This is a genomic window from Pigmentiphaga sp. NML080357 (assembly GCF_002188465.1).
In the GTDB taxonomy this organism is placed as follows: domain Bacteria; phylum Pseudomonadota; class Gammaproteobacteria; order Burkholderiales; family Burkholderiaceae_B; genus Pigmentiphaga.
Genome location: NZ_NINW01000048.1, coordinates 97,299 through 114,523, shown reverse-complemented (window position 1 = coordinate 114,523; position 17,225 = coordinate 97,299). Strand labels below are relative to the sequence as shown.

General features: G+C 66.5%; 16 protein-coding genes, 1 tRNA gene and 1 pseudogene. 11 read left to right on the top strand and 7 right to left on the bottom strand.

Translation table 11 applies throughout. The features are described from left to right. The first annotated feature begins 35 nt into the window (after window positions 1-35). From CDO44_RS22320 to CDO44_RS22295, 7 genes and pseudogenes are all read left to right on the top strand, one after another. Window positions 36-911 carry a fumarylacetoacetate hydrolase family protein gene (locus tag CDO44_RS22320; RefSeq protein WP_087782456.1) on the top strand — a complete coding sequence of 292 codons (876 nt, stop codon included), beginning with the start codon at window positions 36-38 and terminating at the stop codon, window positions 909-911. Further along, window positions 908-1,777, top strand: coding sequence for a polysaccharide deacetylase family protein (locus CDO44_RS22315; protein WP_087782455.1), 870 nt, complete (start codon window positions 908-910; stop codon window positions 1,775-1,777). The genes CDO44_RS22320 and CDO44_RS22315 overlap by 4 nt, the downstream gene beginning before the upstream one ends. Before the next feature lie 27 nt (window positions 1,778-1,804). Beyond that, window positions 1,805-2,776 (top strand): tripartite tricarboxylate transporter substrate binding protein, encoded by a 972-nt coding sequence (locus CDO44_RS22310; RefSeq protein WP_087782454.1) that lies wholly within the window; start codon window positions 1,805-1,807, stop codon window positions 2,774-2,776. A 121-nt stretch (window positions 2,777-2,897) separates the two neighbouring features. Further along, a complete protein-coding gene (locus tag CDO44_RS22305) occupies window positions 2,898-3,878 on the top strand; it encodes a tripartite tricarboxylate transporter substrate binding protein (RefSeq protein WP_087782453.1) in 981 nt (326 codons plus the stop codon). A gap of 8 nt (window positions 3,879-3,886) precedes the next feature. Next, a pseudogene (locus tag CDO44_RS28180) lies at window positions 3,887-4,675 on the top strand (CocE/NonD family hydrolase); the annotation flags it as partial. A 52-nt stretch (window positions 4,676-4,727) separates the two neighbouring features. Continuing rightward, window positions 4,728-5,594, top strand: a complete 867-nt coding sequence (locus CDO44_RS28175) for a CocE/NonD family hydrolase C-terminal non-catalytic domain-containing protein (protein ID WP_233146309.1) — start codon at window positions 4,728-4,730, stop codon at window positions 5,592-5,594. 84 nt (window positions 5,595-5,678) lie between these two features. Next, complete coding sequence (locus CDO44_RS22295) at window positions 5,679-6,107, top strand: carboxymuconolactone decarboxylase family protein (RefSeq protein ID WP_087782452.1); 429 nt, start codon at window positions 5,679-5,681, stop codon at window positions 6,105-6,107. 63 nt (window positions 6,108-6,170) lie between these two features. On the opposite strand, the gene CDO44_RS22290 is transcribed toward CDO44_RS22295, so the two are convergent. The 7 genes from CDO44_RS22290 to cysS all read right to left on the bottom strand — a co-directional run bounded on the left by CDO44_RS22290 (window position 6,171) and on the right by cysS (window position 14,385). After that, complete coding sequence (locus CDO44_RS22290) at window positions 6,171-7,814, bottom strand: tannase/feruloyl esterase family alpha/beta hydrolase (RefSeq protein WP_158213384.1); 1,644 nt, start codon at window positions 7,812-7,814, stop codon at window positions 6,171-6,173. Between the two features lie 335 nt (window positions 7,815-8,149). Continuing rightward, window positions 8,150-8,241, bottom strand: a tRNA-Ser gene (locus CDO44_RS22285). Window positions 8,242-8,299: 58 nt separating this feature from the next. Beyond that, window positions 8,300-9,559: an aspartate kinase gene (locus CDO44_RS22280; protein ID WP_087782450.1), complete on the bottom strand. Its 1,260-nt coding sequence runs from the start codon at window positions 9,557-9,559 to the stop codon at window positions 8,300-8,302. Between the two features lie 172 nt (window positions 9,560-9,731). Then, a complete protein-coding gene (gene tilS, locus CDO44_RS22275; protein ID WP_087782449.1) occupies window positions 9,732-11,168 on the bottom strand; it encodes a tRNA lysidine(34) synthetase TilS in 1,437 nt (478 codons plus the stop codon). Continuing rightward, entirely contained in the window at window positions 11,137-12,105 is a 969-nt protein-coding gene (locus CDO44_RS22270; RefSeq protein WP_087782448.1) for an acetyl-CoA carboxylase carboxyltransferase subunit alpha, read from the bottom strand. The genes tilS and CDO44_RS22270 overlap by 32 nt, the downstream gene beginning before the upstream one ends. A gap of 202 nt (window positions 12,106-12,307) precedes the next feature. Then, window positions 12,308-12,958 carry a DNA-3-methyladenine glycosylase gene (locus CDO44_RS22265; RefSeq protein ID WP_087782447.1) on the bottom strand — a complete coding sequence of 217 codons (651 nt, stop codon included), beginning with the start codon at window positions 12,956-12,958 and terminating at the stop codon, window positions 12,308-12,310. Between the two features lie 50 nt (window positions 12,959-13,008). Next, the gene (gene cysS, locus CDO44_RS22260) at window positions 13,009-14,385 is read right to left on the bottom strand and encodes a cysteine--tRNA ligase (protein ID WP_087782446.1); all 1,377 of its coding nucleotides are present in this window, start codon (window positions 14,383-14,385) and stop codon (window positions 13,009-13,011) included. A gap of 134 nt (window positions 14,386-14,519) precedes the next feature. Between cysS and CDO44_RS22255 the strand changes: the two genes are divergently transcribed. From CDO44_RS22255 to CDO44_RS22240, 4 genes are all read left to right on the top strand, one after another. Beyond that, window positions 14,520-15,248, top strand: coding sequence for a hypothetical protein (locus CDO44_RS22255; RefSeq protein ID WP_087782445.1), 729 nt, complete (start codon window positions 14,520-14,522; stop codon window positions 15,246-15,248). After that, window positions 15,248-15,814 carry a peptidylprolyl isomerase gene (locus tag CDO44_RS22250; protein ID WP_087782444.1) on the top strand — a complete coding sequence of 189 codons (567 nt, stop codon included), beginning with the start codon at window positions 15,248-15,250 and terminating at the stop codon, window positions 15,812-15,814. The genes CDO44_RS22255 and CDO44_RS22250 overlap by 1 nt, the downstream gene beginning before the upstream one ends. After that, complete coding sequence (locus CDO44_RS22245) at window positions 15,811-16,314, top strand: peptidylprolyl isomerase (RefSeq protein ID WP_087782443.1); 504 nt, start codon at window positions 15,811-15,813, stop codon at window positions 16,312-16,314. The genes CDO44_RS22250 and CDO44_RS22245 overlap by 4 nt, the downstream gene beginning before the upstream one ends. 85 nt (window positions 16,315-16,399) lie before the next feature. Continuing rightward, window positions 16,400-17,209: a UDP-2,3-diacylglucosamine diphosphatase gene (locus CDO44_RS22240; protein WP_255407814.1), complete on the top strand. Its 810-nt coding sequence runs from the start codon at window positions 16,400-16,402 to the stop codon at window positions 17,207-17,209. Window positions 17,210-17,225: the final 16 nt, after the last annotated feature.

The window sequence follows — 17,225 nt, the reverse complement described above, 5'->3', positions numbered from 1 at the left end:
GTCGATATTTTCATTCATATGGAATTTTATCGACAATGTCAGATCGATTCGTTTCCTTTTCGCTGCCGGGACAAGCCGAAGTCCGCATCGGCGTCGTGGTGGACGAAAGCGTCGCCGAAGTAGCGGCGCCCGACCATTCGTTCATGCCCGGGGCCCTCGCCGCGCTGCTCGCCCTGGGCCCGCGGGCCATGCGCGAGGCCGCCGCCCGGGCCGTCGCCACCGGCAACCGGGTGCCTCTGTCGGGCGTCCGCCTGCTCCCGCCCATTCCGCGCCCGGGCAAGATCATCTGCCTTGGCCTGAACTATGCCGACCACGCCGCCGAAGGCGGCAACGCCAAGCCCTCGTACCCCAGCTTCTTCATGCGCGGCGCCACCTCTCTCATCGGCCACGACGCGCCGCTGCTGCGCCCCCGGGTCTCGGCCAAGCTCGACTTCGAGGCGGAACTGGCAGTCGTCATCGGCCGCCGCGCCCGCCATCTCGCGCAGGCCGACGCGCTTTCCGCGGTGGCGGGATATGCGTGCTTCAACGACGCCACCCTGCGCGACTACCAGCGCAGGACGGCGCAATGGACCATAGGCAAGAACTTCGACGGCACCGGCGCTTTCGGCCCGTGGCTGGTGCCCGCCGCCGGCGTGGCCCCGGGGGCCGCGGGGCTGAAGATCGAATCCCGCCTCAACGGCCGCGTCATGCAGAGCGACAACACGGCCAACATGCTGTTTCCGGTGGCCGAAACCCTGTGCCTGCTCACCGAGGCCATCACGCTCGAACCGGGCGACGTCATCGCAATGGGCACGCCCGCCGGCGTGGGCTATGCGCGCACGCCCCCCGTGTGGATGCAGCCCGGCGACCGCATCGAGATAGAAATCGAAGGCATCGGAATCCTCGCCAACACCGTGCAGGAGGAAGCATGACCGCCCCCGCAGCAGTTACCCCGCACATCGCGCGCCTGCCGGACGATTTCCGCTGGCCAGGCGGCAAGCGCATCGCGGTGATCTTCAACATCGCGTTCGAGGCCTGGTCGGATGGACAAGCGCCGGGCATCGGCCCCATGGGCAACGTGCTCAAGCCCGGGTACTTCGATACCAATGCGCACTCCTGGGCGGCTTTCGGCATCAACCGCGGCATCCATCGCCTGATCGGCATCGCCGAGAAACATGGCGTGAAGACCAGCGTCATGGTGAACGGCGTCATCTGCGAACGCGATCCTGCCACCGTACGGCGCATTGCCGAACTCGGGCACGAGATCGTCAATCACTCGTGGGGCATGGACGTCATTCCCGTCTACCTGGACGAGGCGGCCGAGCGCCAGAACCTGCAGCGCAACCACCAGCTCCTGACAAGCACGGCGGGCATCGCGCCCACCGGCTGGATCAGCCCGCGCGGCACGGGAAGCCTGATCAGCTCCCGTCTGCTGGCAGAAGCCGGCTACCTGCACCACGGCGACATGAACGACGACGACCGGCCATACGTCATGACGTTCGACAAGCACCGCATCGTCGCCATCCCCCTGACCATGGACGTCAACGACCTGCCCACCTGCATCCGCTACGGACAGGGTCCGCGCCACATGCTGGACACTTTCGCCGATTGCTTCGAGGCGTTCCGCGAACGCGAGACCGCGCCGCTGATGCTGGACGTGACGGCACATACGCACGTCATGGGCCGACCGTCCGGCGCATGGGTGTACGACGAGATCATGGGCCGCGTCAGCCAGGCCGACGACGTCTGGATCTGCACCCGGCAGGAGATGGCCCGCTACGTCCTGGACACGATTTAACAGCGCACCGCGCATGGAGGAGACAACATGACAATGCCCCGCATGGGCGCGGCCCTGCTGGCCGCCTGCGGCCTGGCGTCCCCGGCCCTGGCGCAGGCCGAGGCCGCATGGCCGGCCAAGCCCGTTCGTTTCGTGGTTGCGTTCGCGCCCGCCGGTCCGGCCGACATCATTGCCCGCCTACTGGGACACCGCCTGGGCGAAGCCCTGGGCCAGAGCGTGGTGGTCGAGAACCGGCCCGGCGCTGGCGGATCCGTGGCGTCGGCGGCAGTCGCGCGCGCCGACCCCGACGGCTACACCTTGATGATCAATACCAGTTCGTACGCCGTCAATCCGGCGATGCAGCGCAATCTCGGCTTCGACGCGGAGAAAGACCTGGTACTGGCCGCCCTGGTGGCCTCCAGCCCCAACCTCATCGTGACCGCGCCCAACCTGAAGGCGAAGACGCTGAAAGAAGTCATCGCGGACGCCAAGTCGGGTGACTACAACTACGGCACCGCGGGAGCGGGCACCACGCCGCACCTGACGGCGGAATACCTGTTCAAGGTACTGGCGAAGACCCCTGTCACGCACGTCCCCTACCAAGGCGCCGGCCCCGCGCTCACCGCCGCCGCGGCCGGCCAGACCCAGCTCGCCAGCGTGGCCCTGCCGGCGGCGGTCGAACTGGTGAAGGCCGGCAAGGTTCGCGGGCTGGTGGTGACCGGCAGCAAGCGGTCGTCGGCGTTGCCCGACGTGCCGACGGTGGCCGAATCCGGCTTCCCGGGGTTCGAGGACGTGACCTGGGTAGGCGTGTTCGCGCCCGCCAAGACGCCCGAGGCGGTTCTGCAACGCCTGAACACGGAGATCGCCCGCATCCAGCGCGACCCCGAGTTCCAGGCCAGGCTGGCCGCGACCGGCTTCGAACCGCTGGGCGGCACGCTGGCCGAGGCCAAGCGCTACCTTCACGGCGAATTGGCCAAATGGGCCAAGGTCGTGAAGGAGACGGGCGCGCAAGTGAACTAGGACCAGGCGCCGCCGGGCCGCCCCAAGACCGGACCGCGCGCCCTTGGAGACCGGAGCGGCGGCCCACCGCCTCAGGTTCCGCATAGGAGCCCCCTTGGAAGAACAATAGGAGACCCCCCTCATGCCCGATCGTAGACAATGCCTTGCGCTGCTCGGCTCGCTGCCCCTGGCGGCCGCCGTCCCGGCCCGCGCCCAGGGCGACTTTCCTTCGCGGCCCATCAGGCTGCTCGTGCCGTTCTCGGCCGGCGGCAGCCCCGACCTGCTCGCGCGCCTGGTGGGCAACCAGGTCGGCAAGCAAACCGGCCAGAGCGTGGTCGTGGAGAACCGGGCCGGCGCCAACGGGATCATCGCGGCCGAAGCCACCGCCAATGCCGCCCCCGACGGCTATACGCTGCTCGTCACCACGGGTTCGCAGGCCATCAACCCCAGCATCTACCGCAAGCTGCCGTACGACACCCTGCGCGATTTCGCACCGGTCAGCCTGCTGACGGTGGCGCCGGCGCTGACGCTGGTGGTCAATCCCGGCTTTCCCGGCAAGACCTTCAAGGATTTCCTGGAGATGGCGCGCAAACCCGACAGCAAGATCACTTTCGGCTCGCCCGGCACAGGCAACACGCTGCATCTCGTGGGAGAACTGCTCAACGCCACCGCGGGCACCCACATGCTGCACGTGCCGTACAAGGGCGGCGCGCCGGCCCTCAATGCCGTCATCGCGGGCGACGTCAGCGCGTGCTTTCTCAGCACGACCGCCGCCACGATCGCCGTCAAGGCCGGCCAGGTGCGGCCGCTGGCGGTCACCAGCCGCCAGCGCATCGCGGCCTTTCCCGACGTGCCGACCATGGCCGAGAACGGCGTTCCCGACATGGACTACAACGGCGGATGGGTGGGCATCTTCGCGCCGGGCAAGACCCCGCCGCCCGTCGTCGCGCGGCTGTACTCGGAAATCAGCAAGGCCATGCAGGTGCCGGAGGTCAAGGACAAGATGATCTCCTGGGACAGCCCGCCGGCCACCCACACCCCGGAAGAATTCGGGCGCTTTTTCCGTGCCGAAATGGACAAGTTCGCCCGCATCGTCAAGCTTGCCAACGTTCCCATGCAGTAGAAGGCCCCATGATGATCCAGACACAGACCACCGTCGAAAACGGCATGATCTTCGAGCGCGACGTCGCGCTCGCGATGGCCGATGGCGCGATCCTGCGCGCGAACGTTTTCCGGCCCGAGGCCGCCGGCCGGTACCCCGTCGTCATGGCCATGGGCGCCTACGGCAAGGACGTGCATTTCGAGGATGCCTTCAATCCGCAATGGCAGAACCTGAAGAAGATCTATCCCGGGCTGGACACGGACGGAACGACCGGCCGCTATCTGCGGTGGGAGGTGGTCGACCCCGAGCGCTGGGTGCCTGACGGCTTTGTCGTGATCCAGGTCGATTCGCGCGGAACGGGCCGCTCCGAAGGCTACCTGGATCCCTTCGGCCCCGTTGAAACCCGCGATTTCCATGAATGGATAGAGTGGGCCGGCGTACAGCCCTGGTCCAACGGCAAGGTCGGGCTCATCGGCGTGTCGTACCTCGCCATCAAGCAATGGCAGGTCGCCGCGCTGCGGCCCCCGCATCTTGCCGCCATCGTCCCGTGGGAAGGCTCGAGCGATCTCTACCGCGACGGCAGCTACCACGGCGGCATACTGAGCAACAGCTTCACCGAGGCATGGTGGCCGCGCCAGGTCCTCTCCAACCAGTACGGCAGCGGCGCCAGCATCCATCGCGACCGGCTCACCGGCGAGCGCACCACCGGTCCCGACCTGCCCGAAGAGATATTGAAAGGCAGCCGCGCCGATCACCCGCGGGACAGGCTCGAACATCCGCTCGACGATGCCTGGAACCAGGCGCTCGCGCCCGACCTCGCCGCCATCCGGGTGCCCGTGCTCTCGGCCGCCAACTGGGGGGGGGCCGGGCATGCACCTGCGCGGCAACGTCGAAGGCTTCCTCAATGCGGGATCGGAAGAGAAGTGGCTGTTTGCGCACATCGGGACGCATTACGAGAGCTTTTACCTGCCGCATTGCGTCGCCTTGCAGAAGCGCTTCTTCAACCACTATCTGCGCGGCGAAGACAACGGCTGGGAAAAGGAAGCGCGCGTGCAACTGGCCATCCGCCGTCCCGACGGCACGGCACAACTGCGCAAGGAACACGAATGGCCGCTGGCCCGGACGGCATGGACACCCTATTACCTCGACGCCGAGTCCGGGTCGCTCGGCCTCGAGGCTCCTGCGCGCGGGGGGCAGGCTTCCTTCGTCGCGATGAAGGACGGCCTCAGCTTCTCCACGCCGCCGTTCGAACACGAGGTCGAGTTCACCGGACCGGCCAGCCTCCGGCTATGGGTGTCCTCGTCCACGCGCGACATGGACATCTTCGCGGTACTGCGGGTCTTCGATCCCGAAGGCCGCGAGGCGACCTTCATCGGCGCGCACGAGCGCGTGCCGATGGCGCTGGGATGGCTGCGGGCCTCGCACAGGAAAACCGATCCGCGGCGCAGCCTGCCCTATCGGCCCTGGCACCCGCACGACGAAGTGCAGAAGCTCGTGCCCAATGACGTCTATGCGCTGGACGTGGAGATCTGGCCTACCTGCATGGTGTTTCCCCGCGGCTGGCGGCTCGTCCTCACGGTGCAAGGGCACGACTTCATCGTCGATGCGCCGGGAAGAATGCGGCACGATCATCCGCAAGACAGGCCGGTGGAAGAGTTCGGCGGGACCAGCACCGTCTACACGGGCGGCGACAGGGCCAGTCATCTGCTCATGCCGCTGATTCCAACACGCAACTGAGCGCCGGCGCGAGCCGGCCGCGATTCGCGTGGCCGGCTCGCGTCACGTTATGCTCCCTGCTGGTTCCCCATCCAGGAGACAAGCATGGCGCAATCCCCCTCACCTACGCAAACCGCGCTCGGCGGCAGCTTCAACGAGGCCCTGTTCGAGAAAGGCCTGGCCACGCGCCGGGAAGTGCTCGGCCGCGAATACGTCGACGCGTCATTGGCCAAGGCAGCGGAAGATCCGCTGCGCATGGAGCTGCAGCAGCTGGTCACCCAGCATTGCTGGGGCGACGTCTGGAATCGGCCGGGGCTCGATCGCCGCACGCGCAGCTTCCTCAACCTCGCCATGATCACGGCGCTGAACCGCCCGCACGAACTGCGGCTGCACGTGCGCGGCGCGATCAACAATGGCCTGACCAAGGAGGAGATCAACGAGGTGTTCCTGCAAGCCGCCATCTACTGCGGCGTGCCGGCTGCGCTGGATGGGCAGCGGGTAATGCTGGAGGTGTTCGCGGAAATGGGAGTGTGAGGTAAAACCGCGATCGACACCGGCAGGGCGGCCGTGAAGGCGACCCCGCCGCTCGTGCATGTATTACGTCGGATCGGCCTCAGGGGGCGTGCACTTGAAGCTGGCGGCGTCGTCTATCGACCCGGTTCCGTCATAACGTGCGTACGTGGGATGCGGGCAAAGCGGACGTGTCCGGTTGGCCGGAATCGCAGGCGTCACTGCGGCGAGGTCGGCGTTACCCGGCGCTGCCTGTGCCACGATGAAATCGGGCGCCTTGCCGCGCTCGACCCAATCCATGATCGGCACCAGGCGATCGAAGGTGTCGGTGCTGGGCCCCCCTCGGCAATGGCCCATGCCCGGCACGAGGAAAAGCCTGGCGAACTTGCCCGTTTGCTCACGACTCGAATTGAGTGCCACGACGGATTCATAGTAGTCGATCGTGTCGACGGCGTTCGGTCCGCTGTCTCCGGTACCGTGATAGAAGATTATCTTGCCTCCTCTGTCACGATATCGGCCCAGATCAGGATCTGACGCCAGCCACGGCGCATTGACGGTCATCGAGCGGCCCCAGGTAGCCCAATTGACATCGTCGAGAGGCCGAAATCCCGGCTGGGGCGGTGTCATGAACAGGATGGGGGTCGGGTCGATATTCAGTTTCCATTGAATATCCAGAATCGGCCCCTGCCCCGTGATACGTGCTGCCTGGCCGGCGGACGTCATCCACGCGGCGTCGATGCGGTATCCGCGGACTGGAACCTCTCCGGGCGATCGATAGCCAGGCACCTTGAATGCCGCGCCCGCGGAGTCGACCGGCCCATCCAGCACGGCTTCCCAAATGCGCACCTGCTCCGCCGACAGGCATTCCGAGGTCTTTTCTCCGGCGCAGAGCAACGCCTTGGGACGGAAAGTACATGCGGCCACGTTGCTCAACATGCCATCGACTACTCCATCTTGCGCGTCGCAGGCGGCCAGAAGCTCGCGCTGGAACAACTGGCGATCTGCCTGGGGCATCGCCTCGTGAAAGCGGGGCATGCCGGTCGGCTCTCGAGACACCACCGCGGCGGCCTGCTGCCAGCCCCAGATCCGGGCCGCCACCACCCGGCCGAAGTCGAATACCGGAGCACCCGCGACGATGCCGTCGAACTCGTCCGGAAAACGTTGGGCGAAAACCATGCCCTGCCGCCCGCCCGTGGAGCATCCGTCGAAATATGACCGCTCGATCGCGTCGCCATAGTAATCGGCGATCAGGCTTTTGGCGGCCCTGGACGTCTTGATGATGGATCCGTAGCCGAAATCCACCCTCGCCTGGGGATCGAAGCCGAAGGCCTCGGGCGCCGGCAGGTCTGCATTGTCGTGGCCTCCGTTCTGGGAAACCACCGCGAAACCTTGCTCCAGAGCCGTCTTCTCGCCACCCGTCGGGCCATACGCGGGAGGCAGGATGCCCTCGAGTCCGCTGCCGCCTTGAAAGAAGAAGCGCTGGTTCCAATCGAGAGGCAGGCGAAGCTCGAACTTTGTCGCGTAACTCTTTCCGTCAACCCCCGTCCGGGGCTCGAGAGAGCCTCTGACCACACAGTGAGCGGGCAGAAACGTTGCCGCAGTCGGCGCGGACTTCTCCGTGCCAGCCGGCACCCATGTGGCGCTGGTGATGACACCTTTATGCTCCGTGCCGCTGAAATCCTTGACTGCCGCACAGGCCGCCTCTCCGGTCAGGGCCTGGGACTCAGGCACCGCCCCCGATCCGCCACATCCGGCAACCGCCAGAACCGCCGCCAGACTTACAGCGCCCCACCCCACAGCCAGACATCTACCTGGTGCATGCACAGTGCGGTCCCCCTTCGTTGGTGCCTACGCTGGCAAATTTATAAGGTATGCTGATATAAAAAAACCTTACATAAAACTGAGACTTACGCGGATAGGGTTAGTCCTGACGGCAAAGACAAAGAGGTGACGAATTCCCTGTCCTGCAACGCGCTGCAATGCAGGGCAACGCCATTCTTGTTGTGCAAGGGAAAGCGCCAACAAAAAACCCCTTGATTCCACTGAGGAAATCGAGGGGTCGTATCTGGCGGAAGCGGTGGGATTCGAACCCACGATGCAGTTTTAGCCGCATACTCCCTTAGCAGGGGAGCCCCTTCGGCCTCTCGGGCACGCTTCCGAAACGGGGAGCAGTGTACCACGCCCCGAGGGTGATTCGGCCTCGAACGGCCGGAAAATTATTGCTCGGGCATCTGGTCGAGGCCGAAGGCCTTGTGCAATGCGCGCACGGCCAGTTCCATGTATTTGTCCTCGATGACCACCGAGGTCTTGATCTCGCTCGTGCTGATCATCTGGATGTTGATGCCCTCTTCCGACAAGGTCTTGAACATCAGGCTCGCGATGCCGGCGTGCGAGCGCATGCCGATGCCGACGATGGAGACCTTGCACACCTTGTCGTCGGACACCACCTCGCGGGCGCCGATGGCCTTGACGACCTGATTGTTGAGGACGTCCAGCGCCTTCTTGAACTCGTTGCGGTGGACGGTGAAGGAGAAGTCGGTGGTGCCGGCGACGGACTGATTCTGGACGATCATGTCGACGTCGATGTTGGCATCGGCAACGGGTCCCAGGATGGAGAAGGCGACCCCGGGCTTGTCCGGCACGGCCACGACCGTGATCTTGGCTTCGTCCCGGCTGAATGCGATGCCGGAAACAACGGCGGCTTCCATTTTCTCGTCTTCCTCAAAAGTAATCAGGGTGCCCGACTTCATTTCTTCGTCGAGCGGGATCATCGGGTCGGTCAGCGACGACAGCACGCGGGTGGGCACGCGGTACTTGCCGGCGAACTCGACCGAGCGGATCTGCAGGACCTTGGAACCCAGCGAGGCCATTTCCAGCATTTCCTCGAACGACACGACGTTCAGGCGGCGCGCCTCGGGCACCACGCGCGGGTCGGTGGTGTAGACACCGTCCACGTCGGTGTAGATCAGGCATTCGGCCGCCTTGAGCGCGGCCGCCACGGCCACGGCCGAGGTGTCGGATCCGCCCCGGCCGAGGGTGGTGATGTTGCCGTCGTCGTCCACGCCCTGGAACCCCGTGACGATGACGACCCTGCCGGCGTCCAGGTCGGCGCGGATGCGGGCGTCGTCGATCGAGGAGATGCGGGCCTTGGTGTAGGCGGAATCGGTGCGCACGGGAACCTGCCAGCCGGCATAGCTGCGGGCATCCACGCCCTGGGCCTTGAGCGCCAGGGCCAGGAGCCCGACGCTGACCTGTTCGCCGGTGGAGGCGATCATGTCGAGTTCGCGCGGGTCGGGCTGTTCCTGGATTTCCTTGGCAAGGCCGATGAGCCGGTTGGTCTCGCCCGACATGGCCGAGGGAACCACCACGACCTGGTGGCCGGCGGCGCGCCATTTGGCCACGCGCCGCGCCACGTTCTTGATGCGCTCGACCGAGCCCATCGACGTACCGCCATACTTGTGAACGATTAGTGCCATTGTCTTGTCGCTTGTTTACAGGCCCGAAGGCCCCGGGCGCGATCCGGCCCGGGAAAAAGGCTAACCATAGATGGTAGCCCACCTTGTTCGAGTTCGCAAAATGACGTTCTTTCCTTGTGGCGCCCGGGAAAAAACCTTCGGAGCAGCGACGGGGGCACGCCGGCTTATGTCGTCAAAGCATCACCGTCGCACCGGGGTGGTCCGGCCGCCACTCCAGGCGTATGCCGGGCGAGGCCTGCGGCAGGCGCGCGTCCGCCCCCAGACCGGCCGCGTAGACCAGGACGTCGCCGCGGTACAGGAGCGGCAGGCGCTCGCGCTCCCAACTGGGGATGCCGCGCTCCTGGTAGAGATTCTTCAGGCTGCGGCTGGGGCCTTGCGCCGATACTTGCAGCCGCTCCCGGCCGCGGCGGCGGCGCATCGTCAGCCCCGTATTGCGCAGCCACGCCGGGTCGATGCCCGATTCCTCGGTGGCGAACACCAGCGTCCCGTCCATGGCCTCCAGCCGGATGGACGGTTCGCCGGCCCATCTGAATTCGACGCCGGCCGCCTGTACCGCGGGCGGCGCGCTGTCCCTGCTGTCCACGATCACGTGATCCCGATAGCGGCGCACCTGCCTGTCGCCGTGGCGCAGCAACAGTTGCCTGTCTTGCGCCGCGTCCTGCAATTGCCTGACCATTTCCCGCAAGCGGGCTTCCGGCGGAGCGGCCACGTCGTGTCCGGCCAGCCAGAGCCGCAGCACCATCGCCCTGCGCGCGGGCGCCAGCCGGTTCAGCCCGGACAGGCGCAGCGCGTTGCCGTAGGGAGGACGCGGTTCCTGGATCGCCTCCAGGTCGGCCTGCGCCACTTCCCGCAGCAAGGCCGCCGCTTCGGCGGACCGGCGCGCATAGCGGTCGAGCGTAGAACGATACCCCGGCCAATGGCGCTCGATGGCCGGCAGGACTTGCGCACGCAGGATGCCTCGGGCGTAGCGGGCATCGAGGTTGCTGGGGTCCTGAACGGCCTCGAAACCGGTGCGCGCCGAATAGGCGTGCATGAATGCAAGTATCCGACTTCTAGGCAGGGCTAGCCAGGGGCGAAGGTAACGAATCCCATCCTTGCGGGTCTCGCGTGCCATGGCGCCCATGCCGTCCGGTCCCGCGCCGCGCAGCAGGCGCAGCAGCACGGTCTCGGCCTGGTCGTCGAGGTGATGCGCCAGCAGGACGGCGTCCACTCCCGTCTCGACGGCCATTTCGGCGAGCGCGCGGTAGCGCGCCTCGCGCGCGGCGGCTTCGATGCCAGCCGGGTCATCGGGGTCGACATGTACCTTGCGCATCGCAAGCGGCAGGCCGAGGCGCTGCGCGAGTTCATACGCGCGCTCGGTCCATGCGTCGGCGTTTGCGTGCAGCCCGTGGTGAACGTGGAACAGCCAGAGCTGCAGGCCGCGCCGCTGCGCCCATTCGGCCGCCTTGACGGCCAGCGCGGCCGAATCCGGGCCGGCGCTGAGGGCCACCCCGGCTTGGCCGTCCACCTGCGGCAGATCGTCCAGCGCCCGGTCCAGCAGCTCGGACGCGTGCAACGCCGCTACGTCCGTGCCGGGATCAGGCCTGGACGGTTTCCTTGAAGCGGCCATAGGCCATGATCCGTTCGAGGCGCGTGGTGACCAGGTCGCCGGCCTTCACGCCCTGGAACTGGCGCAGGGCGTCGGCCAGGGCACGCCGCAGCAACTGCGCCATGTGCTTGGGATCGCGATGGGCGCCGCCGACCGGCTCGTTGACGATCTTGTCGACCAGGCCGAGCGCCTTCAGGCGATGCGCGGTGATGCCCAGCACCTCCGCGGCTTCCGACGCCTTGTCCTGGCTGCGCCACAGGATGGAAGCGCAGCCCTCGGGCGAGATGACCGAATAGGTGGCGTACTGCAGCATCAGCACGCAATCGGCCACGGCGATGGCAAGCGCGCCGCCCGAACCGCCTTCGCCGATGATGGTGGTGATGATGGGAACCTGCAATTCGGCCATGGCGTAAAGATTGTGGCCGATGGCTTCCGACTGGCCGCGCGCCTCGGCGTCGATGCCCGGGTAGGCGCCCGGGGTATCGACGAAGGTGAAGACCGGCAGCCCGAACTTCTCGGCCAGGCGCATCAGGCGCAAGGCCTTGCGATAGCCTTCCGGGCGCGGCATGCCGAAATTGCGCGCGGCGCGCTCTTTGGTGTCCCGGCCTTTCTGGTGGCCGATCACCATGCACGGCATGCCATTGAACCGCGCCATGCCGCCCACGATGGAGCGGTCATCGGCGAACATGCGATCGCCGTGCAGTTCGTGGAAGTCGGTGAAGATCTCGCGCACGTAGTCCAGCGTGTAAGGCCGCTGGGGATGGCGCGCCACGAGGGCGGTCTGCCACGGCGTCAGCTTCGAATAGATTTCCTTGGCCAGCGCCTGGCTCTTCTGCTGCAACCGGCTGATTTCCTCGGAAATATCGACGGCGGAGTCGGCTTGCACGAAGCGCAACTCCTCGATCTTGCCCTCGAGGTCGGCCAGCGGTTGTTCGAATTCAAGAAATGCGTTGCGCATCAGGCCTCCCGAGGGGCAGTGAACGCCAGGCGTTCGGCTCGTTTCATCAACAATTCATCACTCCATCGCGCCGCAGCCACCCGCAACGCCCAATTCCTGTCCAGCCATCCAGTCGCGGAGTAACCCCGGGGCACCGCGGATCCGGCTCCGCCGGTCCGCCAGTGCCGCCCCCCTGGGGGGCGCGCGCAGCGCGTAGGGGGGGTCATAAACTCCGCCACAAATACCACGTCGCAACGGTACACCAGGGCTTCCAGGCCTGGGCCACTTCCCGCGCCTCGAAACGGGACACGGGTTCGCCGCTGAAATAGTGCAACGAAATGGCGCGCAAGAGGCCCGGGTCGTCCAGCGGCAGAATATCCGGCCGCCGCAGATTAAAAATCAGGAACATCTCCGCTGTCCAGCGTCCGATGCCGCGTATGGCGGTCAACTCGCCGATGACGGCTTCGTCGTCCATCTGCTCCCATTGCGCGGGATGCACCCGGCGCTCTTGGAAATGGGCGGCAAGATCCACCAGGTACTCGGACTTGCGCTGGGACAATCCCGCCGCCCGCAGCCCCGCCAGGCCCAGCCTGCCCACCGCCCCGGGTGTCACCCGGCGGCCGCAGGCGCCCAGGCAGCGTTCCCACAGCGCATCGGCGGCGGCGCGGGTGGAGATCTGCTGGCCGATGATAGCCCGGGCCAATGTGACGAACGGCTCGTCCCGCGTCAGCAAATGGACCTCGGGATGCTGCGGAATCAGCTTTTTCAGGATGCGATCGCGCTTGACCAGGTGGGCCACCGCGGCATCCCAGTAAGCGGGTTTTTCGGTACCGTCGAACGGCGCCGCGGGCGCGTGCTCGCCGGTCTCGGCCATGACTTGAGACTTCATTTCCAAAACCAAAGGTATTCAGCGGATCGCGGCACTCAGGCGCGACGCCAAAGGGTCACGCCACCGGGCTTGTCCTCCAGGACAATGCCGTCGGCCAGCAGCTCGGCCCGGATGCGGTCGGCCGTCGCGAAATCCTTGTTCTTCTTGGCTTGCGCCCGTTCGGCGATACGGGCCTCGATGCCTGCCGCGCCCTCGTCGGCAGCCTTGCCCTGCAGGAAAGCTCGCGGCTCCTGCTGGAGCAATCCCAGCAACCCGCCCAGGCCCTTGAGCTGGCCCGCGGCGCGGGCGGAGCCGGTCTTGTTGACTTCGGCGGCGAGGTCGAACAGCACGGCGACGGCTTCCGGCGTGTTGAAATCGTCGTCCATCGCCGCCTTGAAGGCCTGGCCCGACGGGTCGTTCCAATCGATGCCCAGACCGTCGGGCTCGGCATTGCCCAGCGCGGTATACAGGCGCGTCAGGGCCGCCCGGGCGTCGGCCAGGTTGTCGGCCGCGTAGTTCTGGGGGCTTCGGTAGTGGCTGCGCACGACGAAAAAGCGGACCACCTCGGCATCGTAGTGCGCGAGCGTATCGCGAACGGTAAAGAAGTTGCCGAGCGACTTGGACATCTTCTCGGCATCCACCATGAGCGGCCCGCAGTGCATCCAGGTATTGGCCAGGGTGCCGCCGTAGGCGCCCTCGCTTTGCGCGATCTCGTTCTCGTGGTGGGGAAATTTCAGGTCGGGCCCGCCGCCGTGGATGTCGAGCGGCATGCCCAGCAGTTCCCGGCTCATGGCCGAGCATTCGATGTGCCAGCCGGGCCGGCCGGGCCCGTATTCGGACTCCCAGCGGGACTCGGCCGGCTCGGTCGGCTTGGCGGCCTTCCAGAGCACGAAATCGAGCGGATCGCGCTTGGAGATATCCACCTGCACCCGCTCGCCCGCCCGCAAGTCGTCCAGCGACTTGCCCGACAGCTTGCCGTAGCCCGGGAACCGGCGCACCGCGTAATTGACGTCGCCGTCGCCGGAGCGGTAGGCCAGGCCCTTCTGCTCGAGCAGGCGCACGATCTCCAGCATCCTGCCCACGTGCTCGGTGGCGCGCGGCTCGAAATCCGGCGGCTCCACGCCGAGGGCCTTTTCATCCTCGTGCATGGCATCGATGAAAAAGCCGGTAACCTCGGAAATGCGCTTGCCGGTATCGACCGCCTTGCGGATGATTTTGTCGTCGATGTCGGTAATATTGCGCACGTAGGTGACCCGGTAGCCGCTGGCGCGCAGCCAGCGCTGGACCACGTCGAAGCTGATCAGCATCCGGGCATGGCCCAGATGGCAGTAGTCGTACACCGTCATGCCGCAGACATACATGCGCACGCATCCCGGCTCCACAGGCTGGAAGGGTTGCTTGGCACGAGCGAGCGTATTGTAGATATGGAGCATGAGCGAGTTACAGGCTGAAAACGGGAAGCCCCGGCTGGATTGACCACTACCGGGGCTAAAATCGGTCAGATTATATCAACCGGGAATGCCGGTCCGCGCGGACGGCATCCCCTTCCACATTCAGGCAGAACCGTTTGGCCACGACCAAAGCTTTCCTTTCCGCCTTGCGCGGCGCCCGCCGGGCCCGCCCGGCGGCCCTGGCCGCCGCCCTCGCGGTATTCGCCGCGCTGGCGCCCGCCCCGTTGCCCGCCCAGACTACCACGGCCACGCCACCGGTGCTGGCTCCGTCGTCGGCCGGGGACATCCCCTGGTTGAGCAATCTGCTGGAGGCGCTCAAGCCCGGCGTGGACACCAGCCTGCCGGAATCGACCCGGGCCATGACCGAAAGGCTGGAGCGCCAGCTCAACGAAGGCAAGGCCGCCGAGACACTGGCCGAGATCGACGAGCGCCTGGCCGCCGACACGCAGAAATCGCCCGACACCACCAATGCGCAGTTGCTTTTCCTGAAGGCTCGGGCGCTCAACCAGCTGGATCGGCGCGAAGAGGCCAAGGCCATCTACCGGGACATGACCCAGCGCTTTCCCGAGCTGCCCGAGCCCTGGAACAACCTGGCCGCGCTCGAGGTCGCCGACGGCCGGCTCGACCAGGCCAAGGTGGCCCTGGAGATGGCCATACGCACCGCGCCCGACTATGCCGTCGCGCGCGAAAACCTGGGCGATTTGTATATCATGCTGGCGGCGCGCTCCTACGACGCCGCCGGCAAGCTCAACCCCGGCGAAGACGCCGCCCGCCAGAAAGGCACCGAGACCCGCAAGCTGCTGGAACCCTCGCCCTCCCCCGAATCCCAACCCCGGACGCCCTGATGAAACTGCTTTTCCCCAGCCTGGCGCTGGCATGCGCGCTGGCCGCCCCGGCCGCGCTCGCCGCGCCGCAAGTCGCGCTGCAAACCACCGCCGGCCGCATCGTGCTCGAACTGGACGACGGCCGGGCACCCGGCACCGTCGCCAACTTCCTCCAGTATGTGCGCGACGGCCACTACAACGGGACTGTGTTCCACCGCGTCATCAACGGCTTCATGATCCAGGGCGGCGGTTTCACCTCCGACATGCGGGAAAAACCCACCCGCTCGCCCATACGTAACGAAGCCTCAAATGGCTTGAAAAACGCCGCCTATACCGTGAGCATGGCCCGTACGCCGGACCCGCATTCGGCATCGGCGCAATTCTTCATCAACGTCGCCGACAATGACTTCCTGAACTATCGTGGGCCCACCCCCAGCGGCTGGGGCTATGCGGTGTTCGGCAAGGTGATCCAGGGCAAGGAAGTGGTCGACAAGATCAAGACCGCGCCCACCACCACCCGGGGCCCCTACGAGAACGTCCCGGTCCAACCCATCGTGATCGAAAAAGCAGAGGTTTTGAACAAATGACTACCCGCGTCAACCTGCATACCTCCCAGGGCCTGATCGGCCTGGAACTGGACGCCGAGAAAGCGCCCAAGACCGTCGAGAACTTCGTCGCCTACGTGAACGGCGGCCACTACGACAACACCATCTTCCACCGCGTCATCAACGGCTTCATGATCCAGGGCGGCGGCTTCGAGCCCGGCATGTCGCAAAAGCCCACGCAAGCCCCGATCGAAAACGAAGCCGCCAACGGCCTGAAGAACAACCGCTACACCATCGCCATGGCGCGTACCAACGCCCCCCACTCGGCCACCGCGCAGTTCTTCATCAACGTCGCCGACAACGATTTCCTCAACTTCAGCTCGCCCACGCCCCAGGGCTGGGGCTATGCCGTCTTCGGCAAGGTCGTGGAAGGCGAGGACGTGGTCGACAAGATCAAGGGCGTGAAGACCGGCAGCCGCGCCGGCCACCAGGACGTGCCGGTCGAGGACGTCGTCATCACCAAGGCAGAAGTCGTTCAGTAAACGCCGCCGGCGCAGCCGGCACGCCGGGACGTCCGCGTCCCGCGCCGGCGCGCGAGGCGGTCCACGCACCCCTTCGAGGATTTCCGTGTCCGGTTCCCCGCTTTCCGGGACGCCCGCTTCCCACCCCGCGCTTTCCTTCGCCGGCCCTGTCTGGCTGGCCTCCGACATGCACCTGGGCCCTGACGGCCCGGCTACGCGCGAAGCATTCCTGGCGTTTCTGCAGGCCGCCGCCGAAGGCGCCGCGGCGCTGCTGCTGCCCGGCGACATCTTCGACGCCTGGGTCGGCGACGACGAGCTCGACGCGCCCGCACCCTGGCTGCAGGAGGTCGTCGCCGGCCTGCGCGCCGCCTCCTCCCGCATTCCCGTCTACCTGGGCCCCGGCAACCGCGATTTCCTGATGGGCGACCAACTGGCCGAGGCCACCGGCACCCATCGGCTGGCCGAACCGGTAACCATCCGCACCGACGCCGGCGAATTCCTGCTCTCGCACGGCGACGCCTTCTGTACCGACGACGTGGAGTACCAGCAATTCCGCGCGATGGTCCGCAACCCGCAATGGCAGGCGCAGTTCCTCGCCCAGCCGCTGGCGGCGCGGCAAGCCATCGCGCGCCAGCTGCGCGAACGCAGCATGGCCGAGAAAAGCCGCAAGGCCGCCGACATCATGGACGTGAACCGGCAGGCCGTGGAAGGGGCGCTCGCCGCGCACGGCGTCACGCGCATGATCCATGGCCATACCCATCGTCCCGGCCGCGAGGTGTTCGAGATGGACGGCCGCCGGTGCGAACGCTGGGTGCTGCCGGACTGGGACCTGGACGATGCGGCCGATCCGCGCGGCGGCTGGCTCGCAATCGACCGGGACGGCCCGGCCTATCACGACATCGCGCTGGACGCCTGATACGCCGGCCCGCGCC

Coding starts and splice junctions, on each gene's coding strand:
- CDO44_RS22320 (WP_087782456.1), top strand. CDS start 36: ATGTCAGATCGATTCGTTTCCTTTTCGCTGCCGGGACAAGCCGAAGTC.
- CDO44_RS22315 (WP_087782455.1), top strand. CDS start 908: ATGACCGCCCCCGCAGCAGTTACCCCGCACATCGCGCGCCTGCCGGAC.
- CDO44_RS22310 (WP_087782454.1), top strand. CDS start 1,805: ATGACAATGCCCCGCATGGGCGCGGCCCTGCTGGCCGCCTGCGGCCTG.
- CDO44_RS22305 (WP_087782453.1), top strand. CDS start 2,898: ATGCCCGATCGTAGACAATGCCTTGCGCTGCTCGGCTCGCTGCCCCTG.
- CDO44_RS28175 (WP_233146309.1), top strand. CDS start 4,728: ATGCACCTGCGCGGCAACGTCGAAGGCTTCCTCAATGCGGGATCGGAA.
- CDO44_RS22295 (WP_087782452.1), top strand. CDS start 5,679: ATGGCGCAATCCCCCTCACCTACGCAAACCGCGCTCGGCGGCAGCTTC.
- CDO44_RS22280 (WP_087782450.1), bottom strand. CDS start 9,559: ATGGCACTAATCGTTCACAAGTATGGCGGTACGTCGATGGGCTCGGTC.
- tilS (WP_087782449.1), bottom strand. CDS start 11,168: ATGGCCGCTTCAAGGAAACCGTCCAGGCCTGATCCCGGCACGGACGTA.
- CDO44_RS22270 (WP_087782448.1), bottom strand. CDS start 12,105: ATGCGCAACGCATTTCTTGAATTCGAACAACCGCTGGCCGACCTCGAG.
- CDO44_RS22265 (WP_087782447.1), bottom strand. CDS start 12,958: ATGGCCGAGACCGGCGAGCACGCGCCCGCGGCGCCGTTCGACGGTACC.
- cysS (WP_087782446.1), bottom strand. CDS start 14,385: ATGCTCCATATCTACAATACGCTCGCTCGTGCCAAGCAACCCTTCCAG.
- CDO44_RS22250 (WP_087782444.1), top strand. CDS start 15,248: ATGAAACTGCTTTTCCCCAGCCTGGCGCTGGCATGCGCGCTGGCCGCC.
- CDO44_RS22245 (WP_087782443.1), top strand. CDS start 15,811: ATGACTACCCGCGTCAACCTGCATACCTCCCAGGGCCTGATCGGCCTG.